At 71.4% G+C, this 20468-nt stretch carries 19 protein-coding genes; 11 read left to right on the top strand and 8 right to left on the bottom strand.

The window, feature by feature from the left end; translation table 11 throughout:
* Nucleotide 1 precedes the first annotated feature (1 nt).
* Nucleotides 2-1228 carry a beta-ketoacyl-ACP synthase II gene (gene fabF / locus BM290_RS06635; protein WP_093611015.1) on the top strand — a complete coding sequence of 409 codons (1227 nt, stop codon included), beginning with the start codon at nucleotides 2-4 and terminating at the stop codon, nucleotides 1226-1228.
* Nucleotides 1229-1637: 409 nt separating this feature from the next.
* On the opposite strand, the gene BM290_RS06640 is transcribed toward fabF, so the two are convergent.
* Nucleotides 1638-3371 carry a glycoside hydrolase family 3 protein gene (locus tag BM290_RS06640; protein WP_093611017.1) on the bottom strand — a complete coding sequence of 578 codons (1734 nt, stop codon included), beginning with the start codon at nucleotides 3369-3371 and terminating at the stop codon, nucleotides 1638-1640.
* 95 nt (nucleotides 3372-3466) lie between these two features.
* Nucleotides 3467-3958: a DUF3145 domain-containing protein gene (locus tag BM290_RS06645; protein WP_093611019.1), complete on the bottom strand. Its 492-nt coding sequence runs from the start codon at nucleotides 3956-3958 to the stop codon at nucleotides 3467-3469.
* 244 nt (nucleotides 3959-4202) lie between these two features.
* On the opposite strand from BM290_RS06645, the gene BM290_RS06650 reads away from it, so the two are divergent.
* Nucleotides 4203-4529 (top strand): hypothetical protein, encoded by a 327-nt coding sequence (locus BM290_RS06650; RefSeq protein ID WP_093611020.1) that lies wholly within the window; start codon nucleotides 4203-4205, stop codon nucleotides 4527-4529.
* A 108-nt stretch (nucleotides 4530-4637) separates the two neighbouring features.
* Here the strand turns inward: BM290_RS06650 and BM290_RS06655 are convergent, their stop codons facing one another.
* The gene (locus BM290_RS06655) at nucleotides 4638-5255 is read right to left on the bottom strand and encodes a carbonic anhydrase (protein ID WP_093611022.1); all 618 of its coding nucleotides are present in this window, start codon (nucleotides 5253-5255) and stop codon (nucleotides 4638-4640) included.
* A gap of 181 nt (nucleotides 5256-5436) precedes the next feature.
* Here BM290_RS06655 and BM290_RS06660 point away from each other — a divergent pair, with 181 nt between their 5' ends.
* Both BM290_RS06660 and BM290_RS06665 read left to right on the top strand, forming a co-directional pair.
* Nucleotides 5437-6384 carry an alpha/beta fold hydrolase gene (locus BM290_RS06660; protein ID WP_093611023.1) on the top strand — a complete coding sequence of 316 codons (948 nt, stop codon included), beginning with the start codon at nucleotides 5437-5439 and terminating at the stop codon, nucleotides 6382-6384.
* A gap of 183 nt (nucleotides 6385-6567) precedes the next feature.
* Complete coding sequence (locus BM290_RS06665) at nucleotides 6568-8694, top strand: HelD family protein (protein ID WP_093611025.1); 2127 nt, start codon at nucleotides 6568-6570, stop codon at nucleotides 8692-8694.
* Here the strand turns inward: BM290_RS06665 and BM290_RS06670 are convergent.
* Nucleotides 8691-9569, bottom strand: coding sequence for an SMP-30/gluconolactonase/LRE family protein (locus BM290_RS06670; RefSeq protein ID WP_239143413.1), 879 nt, complete (start codon nucleotides 9567-9569; stop codon nucleotides 8691-8693). The genes BM290_RS06665 and BM290_RS06670 overlap by 4 nt on opposite strands.
* A gap of 180 nt (nucleotides 9570-9749) precedes the next feature.
* Here BM290_RS06670 and BM290_RS06675 point away from each other — a divergent pair, with 180 nt between their 5' ends.
* The 3 genes from BM290_RS06675 to surE all read left to right on the top strand — a co-directional run bounded on the left by BM290_RS06675 (nucleotide 9750) and on the right by surE (nucleotide 12580).
* Complete coding sequence (locus BM290_RS06675) at nucleotides 9750-10667, top strand: cation diffusion facilitator family transporter (protein ID WP_093611029.1); 918 nt, start codon at nucleotides 9750-9752, stop codon at nucleotides 10665-10667.
* A 105-nt stretch (nucleotides 10668-10772) separates the two neighbouring features.
* Nucleotides 10773-11717 (top strand): PfkB family carbohydrate kinase, encoded by a 945-nt coding sequence (locus BM290_RS06680; RefSeq protein WP_239143414.1) that lies wholly within the window; start codon nucleotides 10773-10775, stop codon nucleotides 11715-11717.
* Nucleotides 11714-12580, top strand: coding sequence for a 5'/3'-nucleotidase SurE (gene surE, locus BM290_RS06685; RefSeq protein WP_239143415.1), 867 nt, complete (start codon nucleotides 11714-11716; stop codon nucleotides 12578-12580). The genes BM290_RS06680 and surE overlap by 4 nt, the downstream gene beginning before the upstream one ends.
* Before the next feature lie 6 nt (nucleotides 12581-12586).
* Here the strand turns inward: surE and BM290_RS06690 are convergent, their stop codons facing one another.
* Nucleotides 12587-12931 carry an STAS domain-containing protein gene (locus BM290_RS06690; RefSeq protein ID WP_093611033.1) on the bottom strand — a complete coding sequence of 115 codons (345 nt, stop codon included), beginning with the start codon at nucleotides 12929-12931 and terminating at the stop codon, nucleotides 12587-12589.
* A gap of 291 nt (nucleotides 12932-13222) precedes the next feature.
* Between BM290_RS06690 and BM290_RS06695 the strand changes: the two genes are divergently transcribed.
* The 3 genes from BM290_RS06695 (at nucleotide 13223) to BM290_RS06705 (ending at nucleotide 16169) form a co-directional block, all read left to right on the top strand.
* Entirely contained in the window at nucleotides 13223-13600 is a 378-nt protein-coding gene (locus BM290_RS06695) for a hypothetical protein (protein WP_093611035.1), read from the top strand.
* Between the two features lie 107 nt (nucleotides 13601-13707).
* On the top strand, nucleotides 13708-15183 hold the full coding sequence (locus BM290_RS06700) for a serine/threonine-protein kinase (protein WP_093611037.1): 1476 nt from the start codon (nucleotides 13708-13710) through the stop codon (nucleotides 15181-15183).
* A 95-nt stretch (nucleotides 15184-15278) separates the two neighbouring features.
* Complete coding sequence (locus BM290_RS06705; protein ID WP_177319602.1) at nucleotides 15279-16169, top strand: hypothetical protein; 891 nt, start codon at nucleotides 15279-15281, stop codon at nucleotides 16167-16169.
* A gap of 38 nt (nucleotides 16170-16207) precedes the next feature.
* Here BM290_RS06705 and BM290_RS06710 read toward each other — a convergent pair whose 3' ends face one another.
* Nucleotides 16208-17989, bottom strand: a complete 1782-nt coding sequence (locus BM290_RS06710) for a bifunctional metallophosphatase/5'-nucleotidase (protein WP_093611039.1) — start codon at nucleotides 17987-17989, stop codon at nucleotides 16208-16210.
* Nucleotides 17990-18094: 105 nt separating this feature from the next.
* Nucleotides 18095-19738 (bottom strand): arginine--tRNA ligase, encoded by a 1644-nt coding sequence (gene argS / locus BM290_RS06715; protein WP_093611041.1) that lies wholly within the window; start codon nucleotides 19736-19738, stop codon nucleotides 18095-18097.
* 173 nt (nucleotides 19739-19911) lie between these two features.
* On the opposite strand from argS, the gene BM290_RS06720 reads away from it, so the two are divergent.
* The gene (locus tag BM290_RS06720) at nucleotides 19912-20367 is read left to right on the top strand and encodes a protein-tyrosine phosphatase family protein (protein ID WP_203779181.1); all 456 of its coding nucleotides are present in this window, start codon (nucleotides 19912-19914) and stop codon (nucleotides 20365-20367) included.
* Here BM290_RS06720 and BM290_RS51025 read toward each other — a convergent pair.
* Nucleotides 20339-20455: a DUF6250 domain-containing protein gene (locus BM290_RS51025; protein ID WP_373871038.1), complete on the bottom strand. Its 117-nt coding sequence runs from the start codon at nucleotides 20453-20455 to the stop codon at nucleotides 20339-20341. The two genes, BM290_RS06720 and BM290_RS51025, sit on opposite strands and share 29 nt — an antisense overlap.
* Between the last annotated feature and the right edge of the window lie 13 nt (nucleotides 20456-20468).

Below are 20468 nucleotides of genomic sequence, written 5' to 3' on the forward strand. Positions count from 1 at the left end.
CATGAGCAACGTAGACGTCGTCGTCACCGGGCTCGGCGCGACGACCCCGCTTGGCGGGGACGTCGCGTCCACCTGGGACGCCATGCTCGCCGGCCGCTCCGGGGTGGGTCACCTCACCCAGGAGTGGGCCGGTTCCCTCCCGGTGCGGATCGCCGCGCAGCTCGCGGTCGACCCGTCCGAGGTCATCGAACGGGTCCGGCTGCGCCGGATGGACCGGTCCGAGGCCATGGCCGTGATCGCGGCCAAGGAGGCGTGGGCCGACTCCGGTCTCGCCGACACCGACCTCGACCGTGAGCGTCTCGCCGTCAGCTTCGGCAGCGGCATCGGGGGCGCGATCACCCTTCTCGACCAGGACGACATCCTCGAGCAGCACGGCCCGCGGCGGGTCAGCCCGCACACCGTGCCGATGCTCATGCCGAACGGCCCCGCCGCGCACATCGGGCTCGAACTCCAGGCACGGGCCGGCGTCCGCGCGATGGCCAGCGCCTGCGCCACGGGCGCCGAGGCGGTCGCGCTCGGTCTCGACCTGATCCGGCTCGGCCGCGCCGACGTGGTGGTGGCCGGCAGCACCGAGGCCGTCATCCACCAGCTGCCCATCGCCGGCTTCGCCTCGATGCGGGCCATGTCGACCCGCAACGACGAGCCGGAGCGCGCCTCCCGCCCGTGGGACAAGGGCCGCGACGGCTTCGTCCTCGGCGAGGGCGCCGGCGCGCTGATCCTGGAACGCGCGGACCACGCGATCGCACGTGGCGCCACGATCTACGCGCGTCTCGCCGGCGCCGGCGTCACCTCGGACGGATACGACATCGTCCAGCCCGACCCGGAGTGCCGCGGCGGCATCCGTGCCATGCGGATGGCGATCGAGGACGCCGGTCTGACCGGCTCCGACATCCACCACGTGAACGCGCACGCCACCTCGACCCCGGTCGGTGACATGGGCGAGATCAAGGGCATCCGCGCCGCCATCGGCAGCCACCCGATCCTCACCTCGACCAAGTCGATGACCGGCCACCTTCTCGGCGCGGCCGGCGCGCTGGAGTCGATCGCGGCGATCCTGGCCCTCCGGGACGGCATCATCCCTCCGACCATCAACCTCGACGACCCCGACGAGCGCCTCGACCTGGAGGTGGCGGCCCACAAGGCACGGTCCGCCGACATCCAGGCGGCGATGAACAACTCGTTCGGCTTCGGCGGCCACAACGTGGCCCTCGTCTTCACCCGCGCCTGATCCCCCTGCCGGTCCCCGGGCGTCCATCAACGACCCCGGGGAACGGCGGAACCACATCAGGGGGTACGGCCACACCTCCCGCCGAACAAGCGCCGCCCCGAACCACCACGCGACGCCCCAGCCGGTCCCGGCCGAAACGCGCCCGCCGGGCTGAATCCGCCGCCCACCGCCCCACCACGCCCGCCTCCTCACCCCCACCCAGGCGCGCCCCTCACCCCAGCCGGCTCCCAGAGCCGCCGCGAGACCCACCTGAAGCCCTCCCACGCCCTTACCAACCCGTCCGGCCGGCTTCCAGAGCTGCCACGAGACGCTGCTGCCCACGGGAACTCGGCTGCTGGTTCGGTCGGCGTCGCGGGGCAGGCCCGGAACGGGCGATGGTGCGGTTGGGGCGGGGTGACCCGTACCCCCGCTATTTGGCGCAAGCGCTCCGGGGCAGTTTGCCGACCGCGATGGGTGACCGGCCGGGCGCCTTCGCCTTTCCCGCGATGACTGCGGCCAGGGCGGTCATCGACAGTTTGCTGGACGAGTACGTGGCGACGAGGGTCGGCGTGGTGGCCTGGGCGAGCAGGCCGGGTGAGTCCATCATGACGGTGATCGCCGCGGTGTCGTCGAGGTCGACGCGCTGGTCGCCGTAACCGACGAGGCGGATGACGGCGCCGCCGGAGGACTGGACCTGGACGCCGGCCTCCTGCAGCGCCTTGACCAGGTTGACCCGGGCGACCTCGCGGTTGGCGGGGGCGGTGACCGAGACCGGGCCGTCGGCGAGGGGGCCGGAACAGCGGCCGCGAAGGACGGTGACGGCTGCCGCGTCGAGGGCGGTGACGGCCTGCTGGCTGGCGGGGGAGCCGATCGCGGAGAGTTCCGGCTGCGGGGTCTGCGCGGTGCGGAACTTGAGGGTGAGGATGCGGGTGACGGCTTCGGTGAGGCGTTCGCGTTTGAGGCTGCCGTTCTTGAGGCCGGCCAGGATGCCGTCACGGGCGGCGCCGATGTCCGGTGGCATGAGCAGCATGTCGTTGCCGGCGTTGAGGGCGCGGACGGCGGCTTCCCCGGCGGGCCACTTCTTGGCGGGGGCCATGTTCATGGCGTCGGTGACGGCGACGCCGGTGAACTTCAGCTGACCACGCAGCACCTCCGTCATGATCTTGTGGGAGAAGGTGGCGGCCACGCCCTTGTCGACGGACTGCAGGTCGAGGTGGCCGGACATGACCACGCCGGCGCCCTCGCGGATGCCGGAGCCGAACGGCGGCAGGTCCTGTTCCTCCCACTTCTTCCGGTTCTGGCCGATGACCGGCAGCTCGTCGTGGCTGTCGGCGGTGGTGTGGCCGTGACCGGGGAAGTGCTTGAGGGCGGCGGCGACACCGGCCGACTGGAGGCCCCGGACGGCGGCGGCGACCTGGTCGGCGTTGGCTCGCGGGTCGCTGCCGAACGAGCGGGAGCCGATCACCCCGCCGCCGGTGGGGTTGAGCGTGTCGGCGACCGGCGCGAAGTCGACGGTGACGCCCATCGCGGCGATCTCCTGGCCGGCCGCGTGCCAGGCCGCCTCGGTGAGCTCGGGGCGGCCGGCGGCGCCGAAGGCCATCGCGGACGGGAGAACCGTCACACCGTCGGTGACCCGGGTCACCGTGCCGTACTCCTGGTCCATGCCGATCATCAGGGGCGCGGCGGCCGGCAGCTTCAGCGCCGCGTCCTGCAGGCCGGCGGTGAGCTCGCGGACCTGTTTCGGGTTTTCCACATTGGTGGTCGGGTTGGTCTTGCTGGTCGGGTCGTCGACGGTGAAGCTGACCAGGATCAGGCCGCCCAGACGGTATTTCGCGATCAGCTCGGCGGGGGTGTTCACACCGCCGAGACCCTGGTTGGCACGGGCGTTGTCCTCGTCGACGTCGGTGGCGGAGCTGCCGTAGGCATACGGCATCAGCACCTGGCCGGCCAGGTCCTCGTCGCTGAGACGGCGCACGATCTCGGCGGCCCGCGCGGCCGGGTCACCGGCAGGGGTGGCCGGCGCGCTCTCCGGGGCCGTCGAGGACGGGCGCGACCCGGCGGTGGCCGGCGGGGCTGCCGCGGGCTCCGGCTCGTCGCCGCACGCCCCCAGACCCAGCAGCAGGGGTACGACCAGAGCACGCGCCAGATTTCTCACGATCGCCATCGAACCAGTTCACGACAAACGTCGCCACTTCGCACCGCCACCGTGCTCCGGGCATGCTTCAGGGGGATTTGCCCCGCCCGCGTCGAGCAGGACTGTCAGCCGACCCGGGTGAGCAGCGTCACCGGAGCGCCGTCGCCGGCGTACCGGTACGGCTCCAGCTCCACATCCCACGCGGTGCCGAGCGCCTTCTCCAGCGCATGCGACAGCGCCTCGGGCGCACGGACCGAGGACATGATGGCGCGCAGCCGGTCCTCACCGATCTGGATGTCGCCCGAAGCGCCCATGACCCCGTGGAACAGCCCTCGGCCGGGAACGTGCATGAACCGTTCCCCGTCGACACCCGGGCTGGGCTCCTCGGTTACCTCGAATCGGATCATGGGCCACTGTCGCAGGGCAGCAGCCAGCTCGGCGCCAGTGCCGGCCCGGCCGGTCCAGCTGCACTCGGCTCGGCGCATGCTCGGATCGACCGGTTGCACGGTCCATTGCAGGTTGACCGGCGCGGTCAGGACGCGCGCGATCGCCCACTCGACATGCTGGCACACGGCGAGTGGGGTCGAGTGGACGTATACGACGCCACACGTTGGCACGGTGACCTCCCGGAGACCGAGGTGCGTCTTCCCCTACGACCTCGACCGCGGTTGATCGTGTCCCATGATGCCGGTTGGTACGGATGGTGCGCCAGAGAATCCGCAACATCGACTATGGGAGCCGTCGTAGTGGCATACCCTGCCCAACGGCCTTACCTGCTCTGACGGTATGGTCGCGGGGCCGTCGTGTAGAGTTGCCACGGCCTTTTTTCTGCCTTCCAGATTTCCTTCAAGGAGTACCGCCGTGGCGAGCAACACTTCAAAGACCGCCCGCGCATCAGTCCGCGCCGGCCAGGGCAGCGGTGGCGCCCTCAGCGTGCTCGGTGAGTACAAGTACCTCATCCCGCTCGCCAACGGCCGCTTCGCGTACGTGCGGAACCTGACCAACGGCAAGACCGCGCACCTCAAGACCGACTCGGACGCCTTCGTCGAGGAGATCCGCGTGCTGACCGGCGCCGGCCACGGTGCCAAGATCCGCGCGGAGCTGGTCACCCTGCACGAGAAGAACCCGGAGCACGGCTGGGCCGACACCGAGAAGCGTCTCGTCGACGCCGGCGTGTTCGAGGGCTGATCTCAGCAGCACGACAAAGGCGCCTCCCGGTTTCGACCGGGAGGCGCCTTTTCGCATGATCAGTGGATCACGGCAGCAGATCCGAGATCATGGCAGCGTGCTCAGGGATCACGGGAGGAACTCGACCCACCCGCTGTCCAGGTCGTAGACGGCGCCGGCCACCTTGATCCGGCCGGCCGCGATCTCGGCGGCCAGCTCGGGCACGTCGCGGAGCCGGTCGACGGTACGGCTCACGTGCTCCCGGACCGCCCGCTCATCGGTGTCCTCGCCCTCCAGGCCGACCGCCTGCACCGCCGGGGCAAGCTCGTCGACCAGGTAGCCGACGTAGCCCACGTCGCCGCCGGGGGTGGCGCCGGCCCGCAGCGCCTCGACCGTGGCGTGCACCGCCCCGCAGCGCTTGTGGCCGACCACGAGGACCAGCGAGACGCCCAGCTCGGCGACCGCGAAGTTGATCGACCCGATCAGGGAGCGGTCGAGCACGTGCGCGCCGGAGCGGGCCACGCAGATCGAGCCGAATGTCTGGTCGAAGATCGCCTCCAGCGGGACCCGCGAGTCGATGCAGCCGAGCACCAGCGAATGCGGCTTCTGCCCGTTCGCGGTGGCGGCTGCCCGCGCGACATCGTGGCCGTAGCGGGGACGTCCGTAGACGAAACGCTTGTTGCCGGCGATGAGTTCGCTCATGGCTGCGGAGGACGTGCTGACCTGGGCGTCACGAGTGGCCGTCATGTTAGGGATTTTCGCTGCCACGGCTCGCGGGTGAAGTGTTTGCGAGGTAACTCACTGTCCCGTCACCACTCGTCCGGTAGAGGCAAAACTCCTCCGGAAACATGCTGGTAATACTTCAGATCACGAGTGATGCTTATTACCCGCGGGTACTGCGGGGACCGTGACCCTCACGGAGGTACCCATGCTCACTCTCGCCGACGGCGTGCAGCTGCACGTCTCCGTCACCGGCCCCCCTGACGCGCCGGTCACCGTGGTCCTCTCGCACGGCTGGTGCCAGGACCGGCGGACGTGGCGGCAGCAGATCGCCGCGCTCGGCGAGATGGGGCACAAGGCGCCGCGGGTGATCGCGTACGACACCCGGGGTCACGGCCGCTCCAGCGCCACCCACCTGCGTTCGGCCACCCTGGCCCAGCTGGGCGACGACATGGCCGAGGTGATCCGCCGGTACGCCCCGGACGGCCCGGTCGTTCTCGCCGGCCACTCGATGGGCGGCATGACGATCATGGAGTACGCGCACCGCCACCCGGCCGAGTTCGGCGAGCGGGTGAAGGGCCTGCTGCTGGTCTCGACGACGGCCGAGGGCCACACCCACACCCGGTACGGCCTGCCCGGCCAGCTGGCTACGCTGCTGCGGGCCGGGGAGACCCTCGGCGCCGGCCTGCTCGCCCGCTCCGGCGCCTGGCGCCCGCACCGGGTGGTGCTGCCCGCCCTGCGCCCGGCGCTGCGCTGGCTGCTCTTCGGCGACGAGTGCGCCGACGAGGCGATGATGCTGACCATGCGCGGGCTGGGCCGGGCGCCGCTGCGCTCGATCGGCGGCTTCCGTGAGTCGATCGGCACCCAGCAGCGCCTGGACACCCTGGCCGGCCTGGGCGACCTGCCGGCCGCGGTGCTGGTCGGCTCGCGGGACCGGCTGACCCCGCCGGCCTGTGCCGAGTCGATCGCGACGGCGCTGCCCGGCGCGGAGCTGACCGTGGTGCCGGGCGCCGGGCACATGCTGCCGCTGGAACGGCCGGCCGAGGTGTCGGCGGCTCTGGTCACGCTGGTGCGCCGGGCGGCCCGCCAGGCGAAGCGGGACCGGCGGCCGGCCAAGCCGACCATCGGACAGGCCCGCTGCCGCCGGGCGGCGTAGTTCGTTTTCCGAGGAAATGCACACCTCGCAGTGATTCGGCGACGATCCTGGGAAGTTCGAACTTCTGCGTGACCGCCGGGCTCGTTCGACGCGGGCGCACGGGCAGGAGTAAGTTCGATTGCCCCCTTCGCGCGAGCGCCTCCGCGCGTGTGGTGGTGCGCCACGAGAGGGAGAACAGCGGACTTGAGCGACACCACCGTCCTGGAGCAGGAGATCGCGGTCGAGCAGGAGCACGTGGACCGGGTCTACGCCCGTCTCACGCAGCTGCGGCGGGATGCTTCCCGGGCCGAGAAGGAGGGCTATCAGCTCGCCGGGGTCGGCACGTTCGGCGCCCTGGTCGAGCGGGACGCGATGGTCTTCCATCAGGCCCGCCGCCGGCACGCGCTGGACGCCGAGCACGAGGGCCTGGTCTTCGGCCGGCTCGACCTGCTGACCGGGGCCACCCACTACGTCGGCCGGATGGGCATCCGCGACGACAATGCGAAGCCGCTGGTCGTCGACTGGCGGGCGCCCGCCGCGGCGGCGTTCTACCGGGCCACCCCGGCCGATCCGCTCGGCGTGGTCCGCCGCCGGATGATCCAGTCCACCCGGGAGCGGGTCACCGGCATCGAGGACGACCTGCTCGACCCGGACGCGGCGCCCGAGGGCATGCGGGTGGTCGGCGACGGCGCCCTGCTGGCCAGCCTGGCCAAGGCGACCGGGCGCGGGATGCGCGACATCGTCGCCACCATCCAGCGCGAGCAGGACGACGCGATCCGCTCCCCCGCCTCCGGCGTGACGATCGTCACCGGCGGCCCGGGCACCGGCAAGACCGCTGTCGCCCTGCACCGCGCGGCGTACCTGTTGTATTCCGACCGCAGCCGGTTCGCCGGCGGCGGCATCCTGGTGGTCGGCCCGTCCGGCGTCTTCGTGGAGTACATCGCGACCGTCCTGCCGTCGCTCGGCGAGGAGACCGCCACCCTGCGGTCGCTCGGCTCGCTGGTGCCGGGCTGGGACGCGACGCGGGTCGACCCGGGCGACGTGGCCTCGATCAAGGGCTCGCTGCGGATGCGCCGGGTGCTGGAGCGGGCCTCGCACGACGCGGTGCCCGGCGGCCCCACCGAGCTGAAACTGCTCTACCACGGCACGCTGCTGCGGCTGGACGCGAACGATCTGGACCGGATCCGGCGCGCGGCGCTGCAGCGCGGGGCGCGGCGCAACGAGGTCCGGGGGCACGGTTTCGACCGCGTCTTCGACGCGTTGTGGGCTCAGGCACGCGACGCCAAGGTACGGCTGCCGGAGAAGCGCGAGTTCGAGTCGGAGCTGGCCGATCGCAACGACTTCCGGGAGTTCCTGAAAGCGTGGTGGCCGCGGTTCACACCGATGCGGGTGCTGCGCTGGCTGGCCGATCCGAAACGGCTCCGGGCGTACGCGAACGGCGTGCTCTCCCGGGAGGAGATCGCCACCCTGCAGGGTTCGTTCGACGCCCTCGCCGAGCACGGGCCGACGATCGCCGACGTGGCGCTGCTGGACGAGCTGGACGAGATCATGGGCCGCCCCCGGCAGCCGCAGAAGAAGACGAAGAACCCGTTCCACGTGCGCGACGGGATCCAGGAGGTCAGCACCTACGCCGACCGGCAGGCCGCGGCCCGCGCCCAGCAGGTGCAGCGGGAGGAGGACTACCGGGAGTACGCGCACGTCGTCGTCGACGAGTCGCAGGACGTGTCGCCGATGCAGTGGCGGATGATCGGGCGGCGTGGCTCCTACGCCTCGTGGACGATCGTCGGCGACCCGGCACAGACCGCGTGGTCGGGTGACCCGGCCGAGCTGGACCGGGCACGTGACCGTGCTCTGGGCAGCCGCAAGCGCAACAGTTACGCGCTCACCACGAACTACCGGAACTCGTCGGAGATCTTCGAGGTGGCGGCTCGGGTCATCCGTACCATCATGCCCGATCTGCCCTTGCCCTCGGCGGTGCGCAGCACCGGCGTCGCGCCGGCCGACGTCGTCTCAGGCGTCCCCGGCCTGCCGGAAGCCGTCCGTGAGCTGGCCGAGAAGCAGCTCGCCGAGGTGGACGGCACGATCGGCGTGATCATGCCGGTGCCACGGCGCGACGAGGTGGCGGGCTGGGTGGCCGGGCTGCCGGAGCGGGTGCAGGTGGTGACCGCGCTGGAGGCCAAGGGCATGGAGTACGACTCGGTGGTCCTGGTCGAGCCGTCGCAGATCGCGACCGACCCGGCCGGGGTCCGCACCCTGTATGTGGCGCTGTCCCGCGCGACGCAGCGGCTGACCACGGTGGGCACGAACCCCGGCTGGCTGCCGAACGACTAGGGGATCGGGACGGCGACCGCGTTGTAGGTGGTCTCCGGCGTCGACGGCGTGGTGAAGCGGGCGTTCGGCAGGTAGAGGCGCCGGCCGTACTCGGCGATCGTGGTCGGCACGTCGAACGTCTCGGAGCCGGTGCGGGAGACGACCTCGCCGGAGGCGCCGCGCCGGTCCAGCGTGACCTTGGCGATCACGTTGAGCCGGTTCTGCACGACGTAGAGGTCCCGGCCGCGCCGCCACAGGCCGTCGCCGTTGACCAGCGTCTCCTCGCCCAGGTCGATCCGCGAGGTGACGCCGCCGGTGGAGACCCGGAAGAGGAATCCGGTGCCGGACTGGACGATGATCAGGCCGCGGCCGTCCGGCGTGGTGGTGATGCCGTTGGCGTTGAGGCCGGTCTGCAGCTCGATGTCGCCGGTGAGCGGCACCGCGACGGCTTCCGCGGGCAGCGCGCCGTGCCGGCCGAAGGGCAGCTTGAACAGGGTGAGGCTGCGCGAGTCGGTGAACCAGGCGGCGTCCCGGGTGACGATCACGTCGTTGATGAACGGGCCGTCCGCGGCGGGCCGTAGCTGGTAGGACCGCAGCACGGCGCCGGTGCGCAGGTCGATCACCCGGGCGTCGCCGCCCGCGCCGCCGGCCACGAAGAGCCGCCCGCCGTCGATCTTGAGGCCGAGCGAGGGGGTGCCCGGGCCCTCGGCGAACGTGGCGCCCGCGCCGGTGCGCAGGTCGACGCGGTAGATGTCGCCGTCGGCGCGGGAGCCGAAGTAGGCGTACGGCCGGTCGCCGATCGCGATGCCCTCCGGCTGGAAGCCGCTCGGCAGGGTGATTGTGGCGGGCAGTGGGCTGGTCGGCGCCGCGGCGGCGGGCGCGGCGGATACGGTCACCGCAACGGCGGTGAGGCAGAGAACGTTCGCAAGGGTACGGCGAAGCACGAAACTTCCTTTCCTATGCAGAACGGGTCATCAAGATTCTGTTCGGGCGTGAAGGCACACACAACTGATTGCATATATAGCAATGTCCGCATACATTGGCGACGGCCCGCCGGACGACGGAAGGTGGACTCCATGGGAGCCGGCCACGACCACGGGACCCGAGACCTGATCAGCAGCGGCGCCGACCACCGGCGCCGGCTCTGGTGGGCCGCCGGGCTGCTCACCGTCTTCATGGTCGTCGAGGCGATCGCGGCCTGGATCACCGGCTCGCTGGCGCTGCTCTCCGACGCCGGCCACATGTTCACCGACGTGCTGGCGATCGCGATGACCCTGGCCGCCATCACCGCGGCCCACCGCGCCGGCACCGACTCCGGCCGCACCTTCGGGCTCTACCGCCTGGAGGTGCTGGCCGCTCTCGCCAACGCGGCGCTGCTCACCCTCGTCGCCGGCTTCGTGCTGGTGCAGGCGGTCCAGCGGTTCACCGATCCGCCGGACGTGCCGGCCGGGTGGATGCTGCTGGTCGCGGTCGGCGGCCTGGCGGCCAACGTGGCGGCGTTCGCGCTGCTGCGCTCCGGGGCCAAGGAGAACATCGGTGTCCGCGGGGCGTATCTGGAGGTGCTCGGCGACCTGCTCGGCTCGGCCGGGGTCATCGTGGCGGCCCTGATCATCTGGGGCACCGGATGGGCGTATGCCGATCCGATCGTCGCCGTCCTGGTCGCTCTCATGATCCTGCCGCGCACCTTCGCGCTCGGCCGGTCCGCGGTCCGCATCCTGGTCCAGGCCGCCCCCGAGCACCTCGACATCGCCGCGGTGCGCGACCGGCTGGCCGCCGTCCCGGGCGTCTGCGACGTGCACGACCTGCACGTGTGGACGCTGACCGAGGGCATGGACGTGGCCTCCGCCCACCTCAGCCTGGACCCGGCCGCCGAGCTGGGCGCGGTGCTGACCGTGGCCCGGGAGGCGCTGCACGAGGACTTCCACATCGACCACGCCACTCTTCAGGTGGAACCGGCCGGCGCGGGCCGCCACTGCACCCCCATCAGCTGGTGAGGTGGTGGCGATCATCCCCGGTTTCGAGGGACGATCGGGTCATGCCATACACACGGCATCTGTACTTTTTGCGAACCGCCACGCCGGATGCGCAAAAAGATAACAATGCGAGACATGAGTGACGGGCGTGTCATGGTCTTTGCGCCGGCCCCACAGCTGACGGTGACCATCGAGCAACACCACGACGAGCCGGAACTGCACGTCCATCCGGGTGGTCAAGGCATCTGGCAGACCCGGATGATCACCGTGCTGGGGGCGCAGGTGACGCTCTGCACCGCCGCCGGCGGCGAGGTGGGGCGGGTGCTGGCGCCACTGCTCGGCGAGCTGCCGGGCGTGACCTTGCGGCTGGTCCGGCGGGAGCACGGCAGCGGGTGGTATGTGCACGACCGCCGCGGCGGCAGCCGGCAGGAGATCGCCGAGCGGCCGGGCAGCCCGCTCTCCCGGCACGAGCTCGACGAGCTCTACAACCTGACGCTGGCCGAGGGCCTGCGCGCCGGCATCGCGATCCTCAGCGGCCCGGCCCATCCCTCGGTCATCAAACCCGAGGTGTACGGCCGTCTCGCCGCCGATCTGCGGTCCAACGGCTGCCAGGTCATCGCCGACCTGTGCAGCCGCCACCTGGCCGCCGTGCTGGAGGCCGGGATCTCGGTGCTCAAGATCAGTCACGAGGAGCTGATCGCCGACGGGATGGCCCCGGACGGCAGCACCGGAGCCCTGACCAAGGCCCTGGTCCAGCTGCACGAGGCGGGCGCCGAGACGGTCCTGGTCTCCCGCGCCGACATGGGCGCGCTGGCGCTCTTCAACGAGGAGATCTACACCGTCGCGCTGCCCCGGCTCACCCCGGCCGAGCACCGCGGCGCCGGCGACTCGATGACCGCCGGGGTCGCCGCTACCCTCGCCAACGGCGGCCCGATGGAAGCGGCGGTCCGCACCGGCGCGGCCGCCGGCGCCCTCAACGTCACCCGCCACGGCCTGGGCACCGGGCACGTCGACGCGGTCCGGGTCCTCACCGAGAGGGTCCGGCTGACCCCCATAGAGAAGGCATCATGACCCCCACAGCGGGCAATCACCAGCGAATGCGAATCCTGATCACCAACGACGACGGCATCGAGTCCCCGGGCATCCGCACGCTGGCCCGTACCGCCGCGCACGCGGGATACGAGGTCGTGGTGGCTGCGCCGCTGAGCGAGTCGAGCGGCGCCAGCGCCTCGATGACCGCTGTCGTCCAGGACGGCAAGATCGTCTCGGAGGCCCGGGAGCTGACCGGCTGCAAGAACATCCCGGCGTACGGGGTGGCCGCCTCCCCCGCCTACATCGTCCTGCTGGCGTTGCGCGACGCCTTCGGGCCCGCCCCGGACGTGGTGCTCTCCGGCATCAACCGGGGCGCCAACGCCGGCGCCGCGGTGGTGCACTCCGGGACCGTCGGCGCCTGCCTCACCGCGGCGCACGCCGGCCTGCACGGGCTGGCCGTCTCGCTGGACGTGCTCACCCCGGCCGCGGCCAGCGCGGCGAGCGGCGGCGCCGCCATCGCGGCCCTCGACACCATCGACGACGAGCAGCACCACTGGATCAGCGGCGCCGAGATGGCGATCAAGCTGCTGCCGTCACTGATGCACACACCGCCCGGGACCGTCTACAACCTCAACGTCCCCGACCTGCACGTCGACGGTATCCGCGGGCTGCGGCAGGCGTCGCTCGCCCGTTTCGGCCAGGTGCAGATGAGCATCGCCGAAGCGGGCGACGGTTACGTCCGGACGGCGGTGCAGGCGGCCGAGGAGAACCTCGACGCCGGCACCGACCTGGCCGCGCTGGCCGAGAACTTCGCCGTGGTCACGCCGCTGCGGGCGCCCCACGAGGACCAGAGCATCCGGATCAACGTCGAGGGCGTGCTGGTGCAGAGCCCGGCCTACTGAGACGGGTCAGGCGGTGACCGTCTCCTCGTCGAACGGCTGTGGATTGCCGAAGAGGCCGAGCAGGCCGGTCACCCAGAGCTGGCGGTGCGCGAACCGGCTGGGTCGGGTCACGACCAGCTTGACGCCGCTCACACCGGCCAGCTGGAACGCGGCGACCAGGGCACTGATGCCCACCGAGTCGATGAAGGTCACGTGCCGCATGTTGAGCTCGATCCGGACGGGTGATCCGCTGGACAGCTGTGTTGCCACGGCCTCGCGGATCTCGTACGCGTTCTCGACATCGATCTCGCCTCGCGGTGAGACCTCCACCGCGCCGTCGGCCAGCGTCGACGTCGTTATCGACAGCGTCACGTCTTCCCTCCACCCACCCGGCAGGTCCGGGTGCTGTTCCTTCTATACGCGGGCGGCCACAGCGCCGGCCCCGGGCAGGGCGGCGAGGGTTACCCCCGAAAGGTTCGGTGAAACTGCCCGAAAGGTTAGGCCCCGAACCTGTTAGTCACCTGAGTGGCCCGTGTGAGCCTCGTCAACACTACTGCGGGCCGTCAAATCGTTTTGCAACCGTGATGACGTCCACAACGGACGTTTGCCGGCACGGCCGGCGGGAAACAGCCCTGAATGACCCTGCGCAGGAGGTGACGGACGATGTTCGCGAGGAAGAACCGGGCCGAACGGACCGCCGAGGAGGCCTGGGAGCACCTCTCCAGCGCCTGGACCACGGCCGGCGACAGCGCCGGGAAGGCCGGGCGCAAGGGCCGGCGGCTGGCCGCACGAGCCGGCGACCGGGTGACCTCGGTCACCGACGAGGCCGTCTCGCGCGCCGCCGCGGCCGCCGACGCGCTGGCCGGGCGCCGTCCGGCCCGCCCCTGGGCGCTGATCGCCGGCGTGGGCCTGTTCGGCGTGGTGGTGGGCTGGGCGGTGGCGAGCACCGCCCGCGCCGCGATCGAGCGGCAGGCCGAGAACGAGGAGATCGAACTGGCCGAGACGGCGGTCGTGGTCACCCCGACGTACGACGACCACTGACCTTTCGGGGCCGTTCCGGCCGCCCCTTGCTGCTCTCCCATGTTGAGCCCCGGCTCTGTACAGTTGAGCGGCATTCGGCTTGAACTCCTACAGATAAGGTCCCGCTGGTGCTCAGTGCAGGAAGCCTCCTGGACAACCGCTACCGGTTGGACGACCGCGTCGCCACCGGCGGGATGGGTGACGTCTGGCGGGGCACCGATGTCGTGCTCGGCCGGACCGTCGCCGTGAAGGTGCTGCGCACGGCGATGCTGGAGGACCCGGAGTTCGCCGCGCGCTTCTACGGCGAGGCCCGGATGATGGCCGCGTTCCGGCACCCCGGTGTGGTCGAGGTCTACGACTACGCCAGCGACGGCGACTACGAGGGCCCGGAGAAGGTCGCCTATCTGGTGATGGCCTTCGTCGAGGGCGACCCGCTCTCCAGCCGGGTCAAGGAGGGCCCGATCGGGGTCGCCGAGACGATGGCGATCGTGGCGCAGGCGGCCGACGCGTTGCACGCCGCCCATGAGAACGGGATCGTCCACCGCGACGTCAAGCCGGGCAACCTGATCGTGAAACCGACCGGCGCGGTGATCCTGGTGGACTTCGGGGTGGCCCGGTCCACCGCGATGACCAGCGTCACCGGCCTCAACGCGATCGTCGGCACGGCCCTCTACATGGCGCCGGAGCAGGTCGCCAAGGGCAATCTGACGCCGGCCACCGACATCTACGCGCTGGGTGCGGTGGCCTACCACTGCATCGCCGGCCGGCCCCCGTTCGACGGTGACAACGCGCTGCAGGTGGCGCTGCGTCATCTGGAGGACGATCCGGACCCGCTGCCCGACCACGTGCCCTACGAGGTGCGCGAGCTGATCGCCCGGGCGATGGCCAAGCAGCCGGCCGACCGGTTCCAGAGCGCCGCCGAGTTCGCCGAGGCGGCGTTCGCGGTGGCCGGGCCGATCGACTGGAAACGGCTGACCGGCACGTCGATGACCGCCCCGGTGAGCCCGGCCCGGGTTCCGAGCGGCGCCTACCCGGCGGCCCGCTACCCCAGCGGCGCCTACCCGGCCACCGGCTACCCCGGCAACCACGCGCCGACCGCGCCGATCAGCCCGGCCGCGCCCCGGCCGCTCCCGGCCCAGCGCAGCGTGGTGGCGCCGGCGCCGTTCCCGGTGTCGAAACCGGACCAGTCGCGGGCTCAGCGGATCCTGATGTTCGTGATCCTCGGCTTCTTCGTGCTGGCCGGCGGTCTCGGGGTGGCCATCGCGCTGGATGACGACACGCCCTCGACGCCCAGCAGCAACAACCCCCGCGGCAACCAGGGCCCGCAGGACATCCCGGCGCCGGGCGAGTCCGACGACCCCACCGGCGACCCCACGCCGTCGGAGTCGACGGAGATCGTCGTCAAGCCGTCCACCAGCAAGACGCGGAAACCGCAGGCCAGCACGTCGGTCAGCTCGTCACCCTCGCCGAGCGCCACCTCGCCGTCACCGAGCCCCTCCTCGCCGTCGCCGAGCCCGGCCAAGAGCAGCGAGAGCCCCAGCCCCGACCCGGACCCGTCGACGCCCGTGATCCCGCCGGTGCTGGGTGCGGCCCTCGGCACCTGAAATACAACCGAAGCCTCAACTCGGGCGGCCCGCGGCCGATGTGTCCTGCGGCACGGAGAACCTGCCGGGCCGTTACGGGAAGAGGTCGCACCACGATGACAGTCCAGACTCCGCCGGAGCCGGGGCACTACCCGAGCGCCCCACCATGGACCGGGCAACCGGAACCGCAGCACGCCCCCTACCCACCGCAGTCCTGGGCCGGACAGCCGGAGCCACAGCAGGCCCCGTACCCGCCGCAGTCGTGGAACGGTCAGCCGGCGGAGCCGCAGTCCTGGAACGGCCAGCCCGAGCCGCAGTCCTGGAACGGTCAGCCGGAGCCGCAGCACGGTCACCACGCCGCGCAGCCCTGGCCCGGTCAGCAGGCGCCGGATCCGGGGCACTATCCGAGCTCGCCGCCCTGGGCCGGGCAACCCGAGCCGGAACCGGAGCCGCCGCCGGCGCCGCACACCGCCCCGCTGTTCGGGGGGACGGTGGCGCCCTACGGCTCCCCGCAGAACAAGCACGGCCAGTTGCTGGTCCGGTTCCCCGGTGAGGTGCACGACCTGAACCGGCCGGTGGCGCCGTCGTGGCGGCCGGTGGTGGCGTGGACGTTCGTGCTCAGCGCGCTCGGCATCATCTCGGTGCTGCGCCGCTCGTCGCAGGCCCGTCGGTACGGCCGGCCGCGCCGCCCGTACTGGATCGCCTTCGCGGTGACGCTGGTGGCCGGAGCCGCCTTCTGGTGGGCCACGGTGATCAACGTGGCGATCCCGCTGTATCACTACCACCAGGAGTCCGGGCTGACCGAGCAGCTGCAGACGTCGCTGGTCTCGGACAGCCGGGTCACCAAGAAGTTCGGTGTCGTCTCCGCGGTCGAGTGCACGAGCGACAGCGACCGCGACGCCGAGGGCGTACGCACCTACCTGTGCACGTTCGAGCTGTCCACCGGCAAGACCAACGGCATGTACGTGAACGCCGACACCGAGGGCAACTGGCGGGAGAAGGAGTGACGTGTGGCCGGCCCGGACGCCCGGGCCGGCCGAACGTGTCAGAAGACCGGCACGCCCTCGCGGACGAGCCGCCAGTTCGCGACGAAGAAGTCGGCCGGGTCGATCCGGCCCTTGGCCTGCGCCCAGTCGATCAGCAGCTGGCGGATCTCCTGCTGGGCGTTGTAGACCTGGGTCTTCACGATCCCCGGGAAGCTGCCGCCGCCGGAGCGCCGGTAGTTGTTGACCGCGACCACGAACCGCGCGTCGGTGGGCACGTCCGCCCCGCCGATCTGCAGGCGGGTGATCCGGCTGCCGACCGGCTTGCTGATGTCGATGTCGTAGTCGACGCCGGAGAATACGTCGTAGTTGTAGTCCGGCACGGCCGCGTCGCTGATCGTCTCCGGGTCGACGGGGGCGCCGACGGCGTGGGTGAGGAAGTACTTCGCCGAGTACTCCAGGTACGCCTTCACCTCGGCGCCGGTCAGCACGACCGCCTCCAGGGTGTTGTCGTAGATGTAGAGCCCGGCGACGTCCTTGATCTTCACCTCACCCTGCGGGAACACCGCGGTCCGGCTGAACGGCGCGGCGATCGACAGCACCGGCAGCGACGCGTACTCGGTGCCGGCCAGCGCCGCCGTGACGGTGTCGGTCTGCACCCGGTTGATGTAGTCGAGGATCGGGGTGTCCACGTACCGGCTGGCCGCGGCGGACAGCTCCACCGTGGAGGCGGCGACGACCTGGTTGACGTACGCCACGGTCTTGTCGTGCTGCTTCTTCACCACGGCGAGGACCTTGGGGTCGGCCTCGACGGTGTTGGTGTTCAGCGACGCCGCGGCCTTCGACGTGATCTTCCACTTCCCCTTGACGCGGGTGATGTCGAAGTCCATCTTCGTCAGCCGCTGGCCCCACTTCGACGGTTCGGAGAGCAGCACCTGCTCGCCGGTCGTCAGGTTGGTGACGAACCGCTGCGGGACCTCACGGTGCGCGTGCCCGAAGAGGATCGCGTCGATGCCGGGCACCTGCTCGGCGATCAGCGCGGTCGGGTTCTCGTTCGGAAGCTCGGGGCCGTAGCTGCTGGTGCCGCTGTCGCCGCCGTGCGCGGAGATCAGCACCACGTCGGCGCCGCGGGCCCGCATGATCGGCACCCACTTGGCCGCCGTGGCGATCATGTCGGTGAACTCGATCTTCCCCTCGACGTTCGCCCGGTCCCAGATCGCCGACCCCGGGTTGGTGAGACCGAGGATGCCGACGCGCAACGTCGGCGCGTGCCGGCCGAGCGAGACCTTCTTGATGACGTACGGGGTGAAAGCCGGCCGCCCGGTCTTGACACTGATCGCGTTCGCGGCGAGCGCCGGGAACCCGAGCTGCCGGATCCACAGGTTCAGCAGTGGCAGACCGTAGTTGAACTCGTGGTTGCCGAGCGTCACGGCGTCGTAGTGCAGCACGTTCATGGCACGGGCCATCGGGTGCTTCTCACCGGTGGCGGTGATCGGCTCCTGCTTGGCGTAGTAGGTGGCCATCGGAGTGCCCTGGATCGTGTCCCCCGCGTCGAGCACCAGGACCGGGCCGGCAGCCTCGGCGCGCAGCTTGTTCACCAGGGCGGCCAGCTTGGCCACGCCGACGTCGTTGTGCGCGCTGTCGTCGTACTCGGCGTCCCGGTAGTAGTCCCAGTTGTAGACGTTCCCGTGGGTGTCGGAGGTACCCAGCACGGTCAGGCGGTACGTGGTCGTACCGCCGCCCTGGTGAGCCTGCGCCGCCCCGGAGACCATCAGCGGCGCGGCGACGCCGGCCGCGGACGCGGCAAGGACACTTCGCCGGGAAACGCCTGTCGGATTGGACATTGCGGACCTCTCAGCATCAGATCAGGTGGCGCCTCGTGGGCGCCCAAAGGTGCACCCTAACGGCCGGTAAGCAGATCGGTCGATGGACCGCTGGTTGCGTGAAGATCAAATCTGGTCGGGGGCCTCGATACCCAGCAGAAACATTCCGGTGTGGAGGGTCCGTGCGGTGAGGTCGGCCAGCCCCAGCCGGCTCGCCCGGACCGAGCCCTCGGCCCGCAGCACCGGGCACCTCTCCCAGAAGGCCGAGAACGCCATCGCCAGTCCGTGCAGGTGGACGGCGAGCCGGTGCGGTTCGGCCGAGGCCGCGGCGGCCCGGACGGCCGGCTCGAACCCGAGCAGCGCCAGCGCCAGGTCCCGCTCGGCCGGCTCGGTCACCGCCACCTCGCCCGGCCCGCTGCCGGCCTTGGCGAACAGCGACCGGATCCGGGCGTGCGCGTACTGCAGGTAGGGGCCGGTGTTGCCGGTGCTGGCCAGCATCCGGTCCCAGTCGAAGACGTAGTCGCCCATCCGGTCGCCGGAGAGGTCGGCGTACTTGATCGCGCCGATGCCGACGGCCGGCGCGGTGGCCCGGGCGACCGCCTCGTCGAGCAGCGCGGCCAGCTTGATCGTGTCGCCGGCCCGGCTCTTCAGCATCTTGCCGTCCGAGCCCAGGATCGACCCGAACCCGATGTGCTCGGCGATCACGTCGTCCGGCAGCCAGCCGGCCTCCCGGGCGACCGCGAAGACCATCTGGAAGTGGATCCGCTGCGGGCTGCCGACCACGTAGAGCATCCGGTCAGCGCCGAGTTTCCCGACCCGGTGCCGGACCGCTGCCAGGTCGGTCGCCGCGTACCCGAAACCGCCGTCGGCCTTCCGCACGATCAGCGGCAGCGGGGCGCCGTCCCGTCCGGTGAACCCGGCCGGGAACGCGCAGAGCGCCCCGTCGCTCTCGGTCAGCAGGCCCTTCTCGGTCAGGCCGGCCACCACCGCGTCGAGATCGCCCTGGTACCGGCTCTCCCCCGCGAAGTCGTCCGGGCCCAGGGTCACGCCGAGCCGGGCGTAGACGTCCAGGAAGTACTGCTCGGACCGGGCGACCAGCTCCCGCCACAGGTCCCGGGAGAGCGGGTCACCGGACTGCAGCGCCACCACCCGCAGCCGGGCCCGGGTCCGGAAGTCGTCGTCGGTGTCGAACTTGACCCGGGCCGCCTGATAGAACGCGGTCAGGTCGCCGATCGAGTGGTCGCTCCCGCCGCCCAGGTCGACGAGGTGCTCGACGAGCATGCCGAACGGGGTGCCCCAGTCGCCCAGATGGTTGACCCGGATCACGTCGTGACCCAGCCACTCGTAGGTCCGGGCCAGCGCGTCCCCGATGATCGTCGACCGCAGGTGGCCGACGTGCATCTCCTTGGCGACGTTGGGGCCGGAGTAGTCGACGACGATCCGCTCCGGCGCGGTGACCGGAGCGACGCCCAGCCGCTCGTCGGCAGCCGCGGCCCGCAGCGCCGCATCGATCAGGTCGCCGGTCAGGGTCAGGTTGAGGAAGCCGGGGCCGGAGACGGCGACGTCGGCGATCCCGGCCAGGTCGGCGGCGGCGGCCACCTCGGCGGCGATCTCCCGGGGCGGCCGGCCCAGCTCCCGGGCCAGCCCGAGGGCCGCGCCGGACTGGAAGTCGGCGTGCGGCGAGGCCCGGACGGCCGGATCGACGGGGTGGCCGGCGACCGCTGCGAAGGCGGGGGCGAGCCGGTCGTGCAGAAGGGATTCGAGATTCATTGTCGACTCCGTCGATGATCAGGACGGGTCGGACCGGTGCCTTCTCCGGCTCCGGCGGGTGTCGACCCGCCGGAGGAGAGCATGGCTTCAGCGGCGGCCGTGAGGACGCCGGCGTCGCTCGCTGACGAGCACGCTGAAGCAGGACATGCGGCAACTATAGCCCGCCTGGCACTATGCGTTCCATGACCGGGTGGGACGAGGACGACGCCGGAATCCTGCGACTGCCGTCCGGACGGCTGATCCGCGGACGGGGCCTGCGGGCCGCGATGCCGACCGGGCACCCGCCGCACCTCGGGATCTACCTGCAGGGCGCGGCGCCGCCGGAGTTCGGGTGGGACAGCCGGTGGGTGCGGTGGCCCGACTTCTGGCTGCCGCGCGATCGGGCGTACACCACTGAGGTCTTGACGGAAGCCCTGCGCCGCGCGGACGGTGAGCGGGTCGAGATCGCCTGCACCGGAGGTATCGGCCGGACCGGGACCGCGCTGGCGTGTCTCGCCGTTCTCGACGGCGTGCCGCCGGGCGAGGCGGTGGCCTACGTCCGGCGGCACTACCACCGGCATGCGGTGGAGACGCCCTGGCAGAAGCGGTTCGTCAAGCGCTTCAGCCCGCCGGGGAACGCCAGATCGTGAAGTCCTCGATGCGGAAGTGGCCGGCGACCGTGCGGAAGGCGAACCAGCCGCTGTCGTACGGGGTGGCGTCGGTCCGGTCGAAGACCAGCCGGTCGTCGCTG

The organism is Actinoplanes philippinensis, assembly GCF_900113015.1.
Classification (GTDB): Bacteria; Actinomycetota; Actinomycetes; order Mycobacteriales; family Micromonosporaceae; genus Actinoplanes; species Actinoplanes philippinensis.

Bases quoted from the DNA above. Each gene is read 5' to 3' on its own strand.
- argS (WP_093611041.1), bottom strand. From the start codon at position 19,738: ATGAATCTCGAATCCCTTCTGCACGACCGGCTCGCCCCCGCCTTCGCA.
- fabF (WP_093611015.1), top strand. From the start codon at position 2: ATGAGCAACGTAGACGTCGTCGTCACCGGGCTCGGCGCGACGACCCCG.
- BM290_RS06710 (WP_093611039.1), bottom strand. From the start codon at position 17,989: ATGTCCAATCCGACAGGCGTTTCCCGGCGAAGTGTCCTTGCCGCGTCC.
- surE (WP_239143415.1), top strand. From the start codon at position 11,714: ATGACCCCCACAGCGGGCAATCACCAGCGAATGCGAATCCTGATCACC.
- BM290_RS06660 (WP_093611023.1), top strand. From the start codon at position 5,437: ATGCTCACTCTCGCCGACGGCGTGCAGCTGCACGTCTCCGTCACCGGC.
- BM290_RS06675 (WP_093611029.1), top strand. From the start codon at position 9,750: ATGGGAGCCGGCCACGACCACGGGACCCGAGACCTGATCAGCAGCGGC.
- BM290_RS06705 (WP_177319602.1), top strand. From the start codon at position 15,279: ATGACAGTCCAGACTCCGCCGGAGCCGGGGCACTACCCGAGCGCCCCA.
- BM290_RS06720 (WP_203779181.1), top strand. From the start codon at position 19,912: ATGCGTTCCATGACCGGGTGGGACGAGGACGACGCCGGAATCCTGCGA.
- BM290_RS06655 (WP_093611022.1), bottom strand. From the start codon at position 5,255: ATGACGGCCACTCGTGACGCCCAGGTCAGCACGTCCTCCGCAGCCATG.
- BM290_RS06695 (WP_093611035.1), top strand. From the start codon at position 13,223: ATGTTCGCGAGGAAGAACCGGGCCGAACGGACCGCCGAGGAGGCCTGG.
- BM290_RS06680 (WP_239143414.1), top strand. From the start codon at position 10,773: ATGCGAGACATGAGTGACGGGCGTGTCATGGTCTTTGCGCCGGCCCCA.
- BM290_RS06640 (WP_093611017.1), bottom strand. From the start codon at position 3,371: ATGGCGATCGTGAGAAATCTGGCGCGTGCTCTGGTCGTACCCCTGCTG.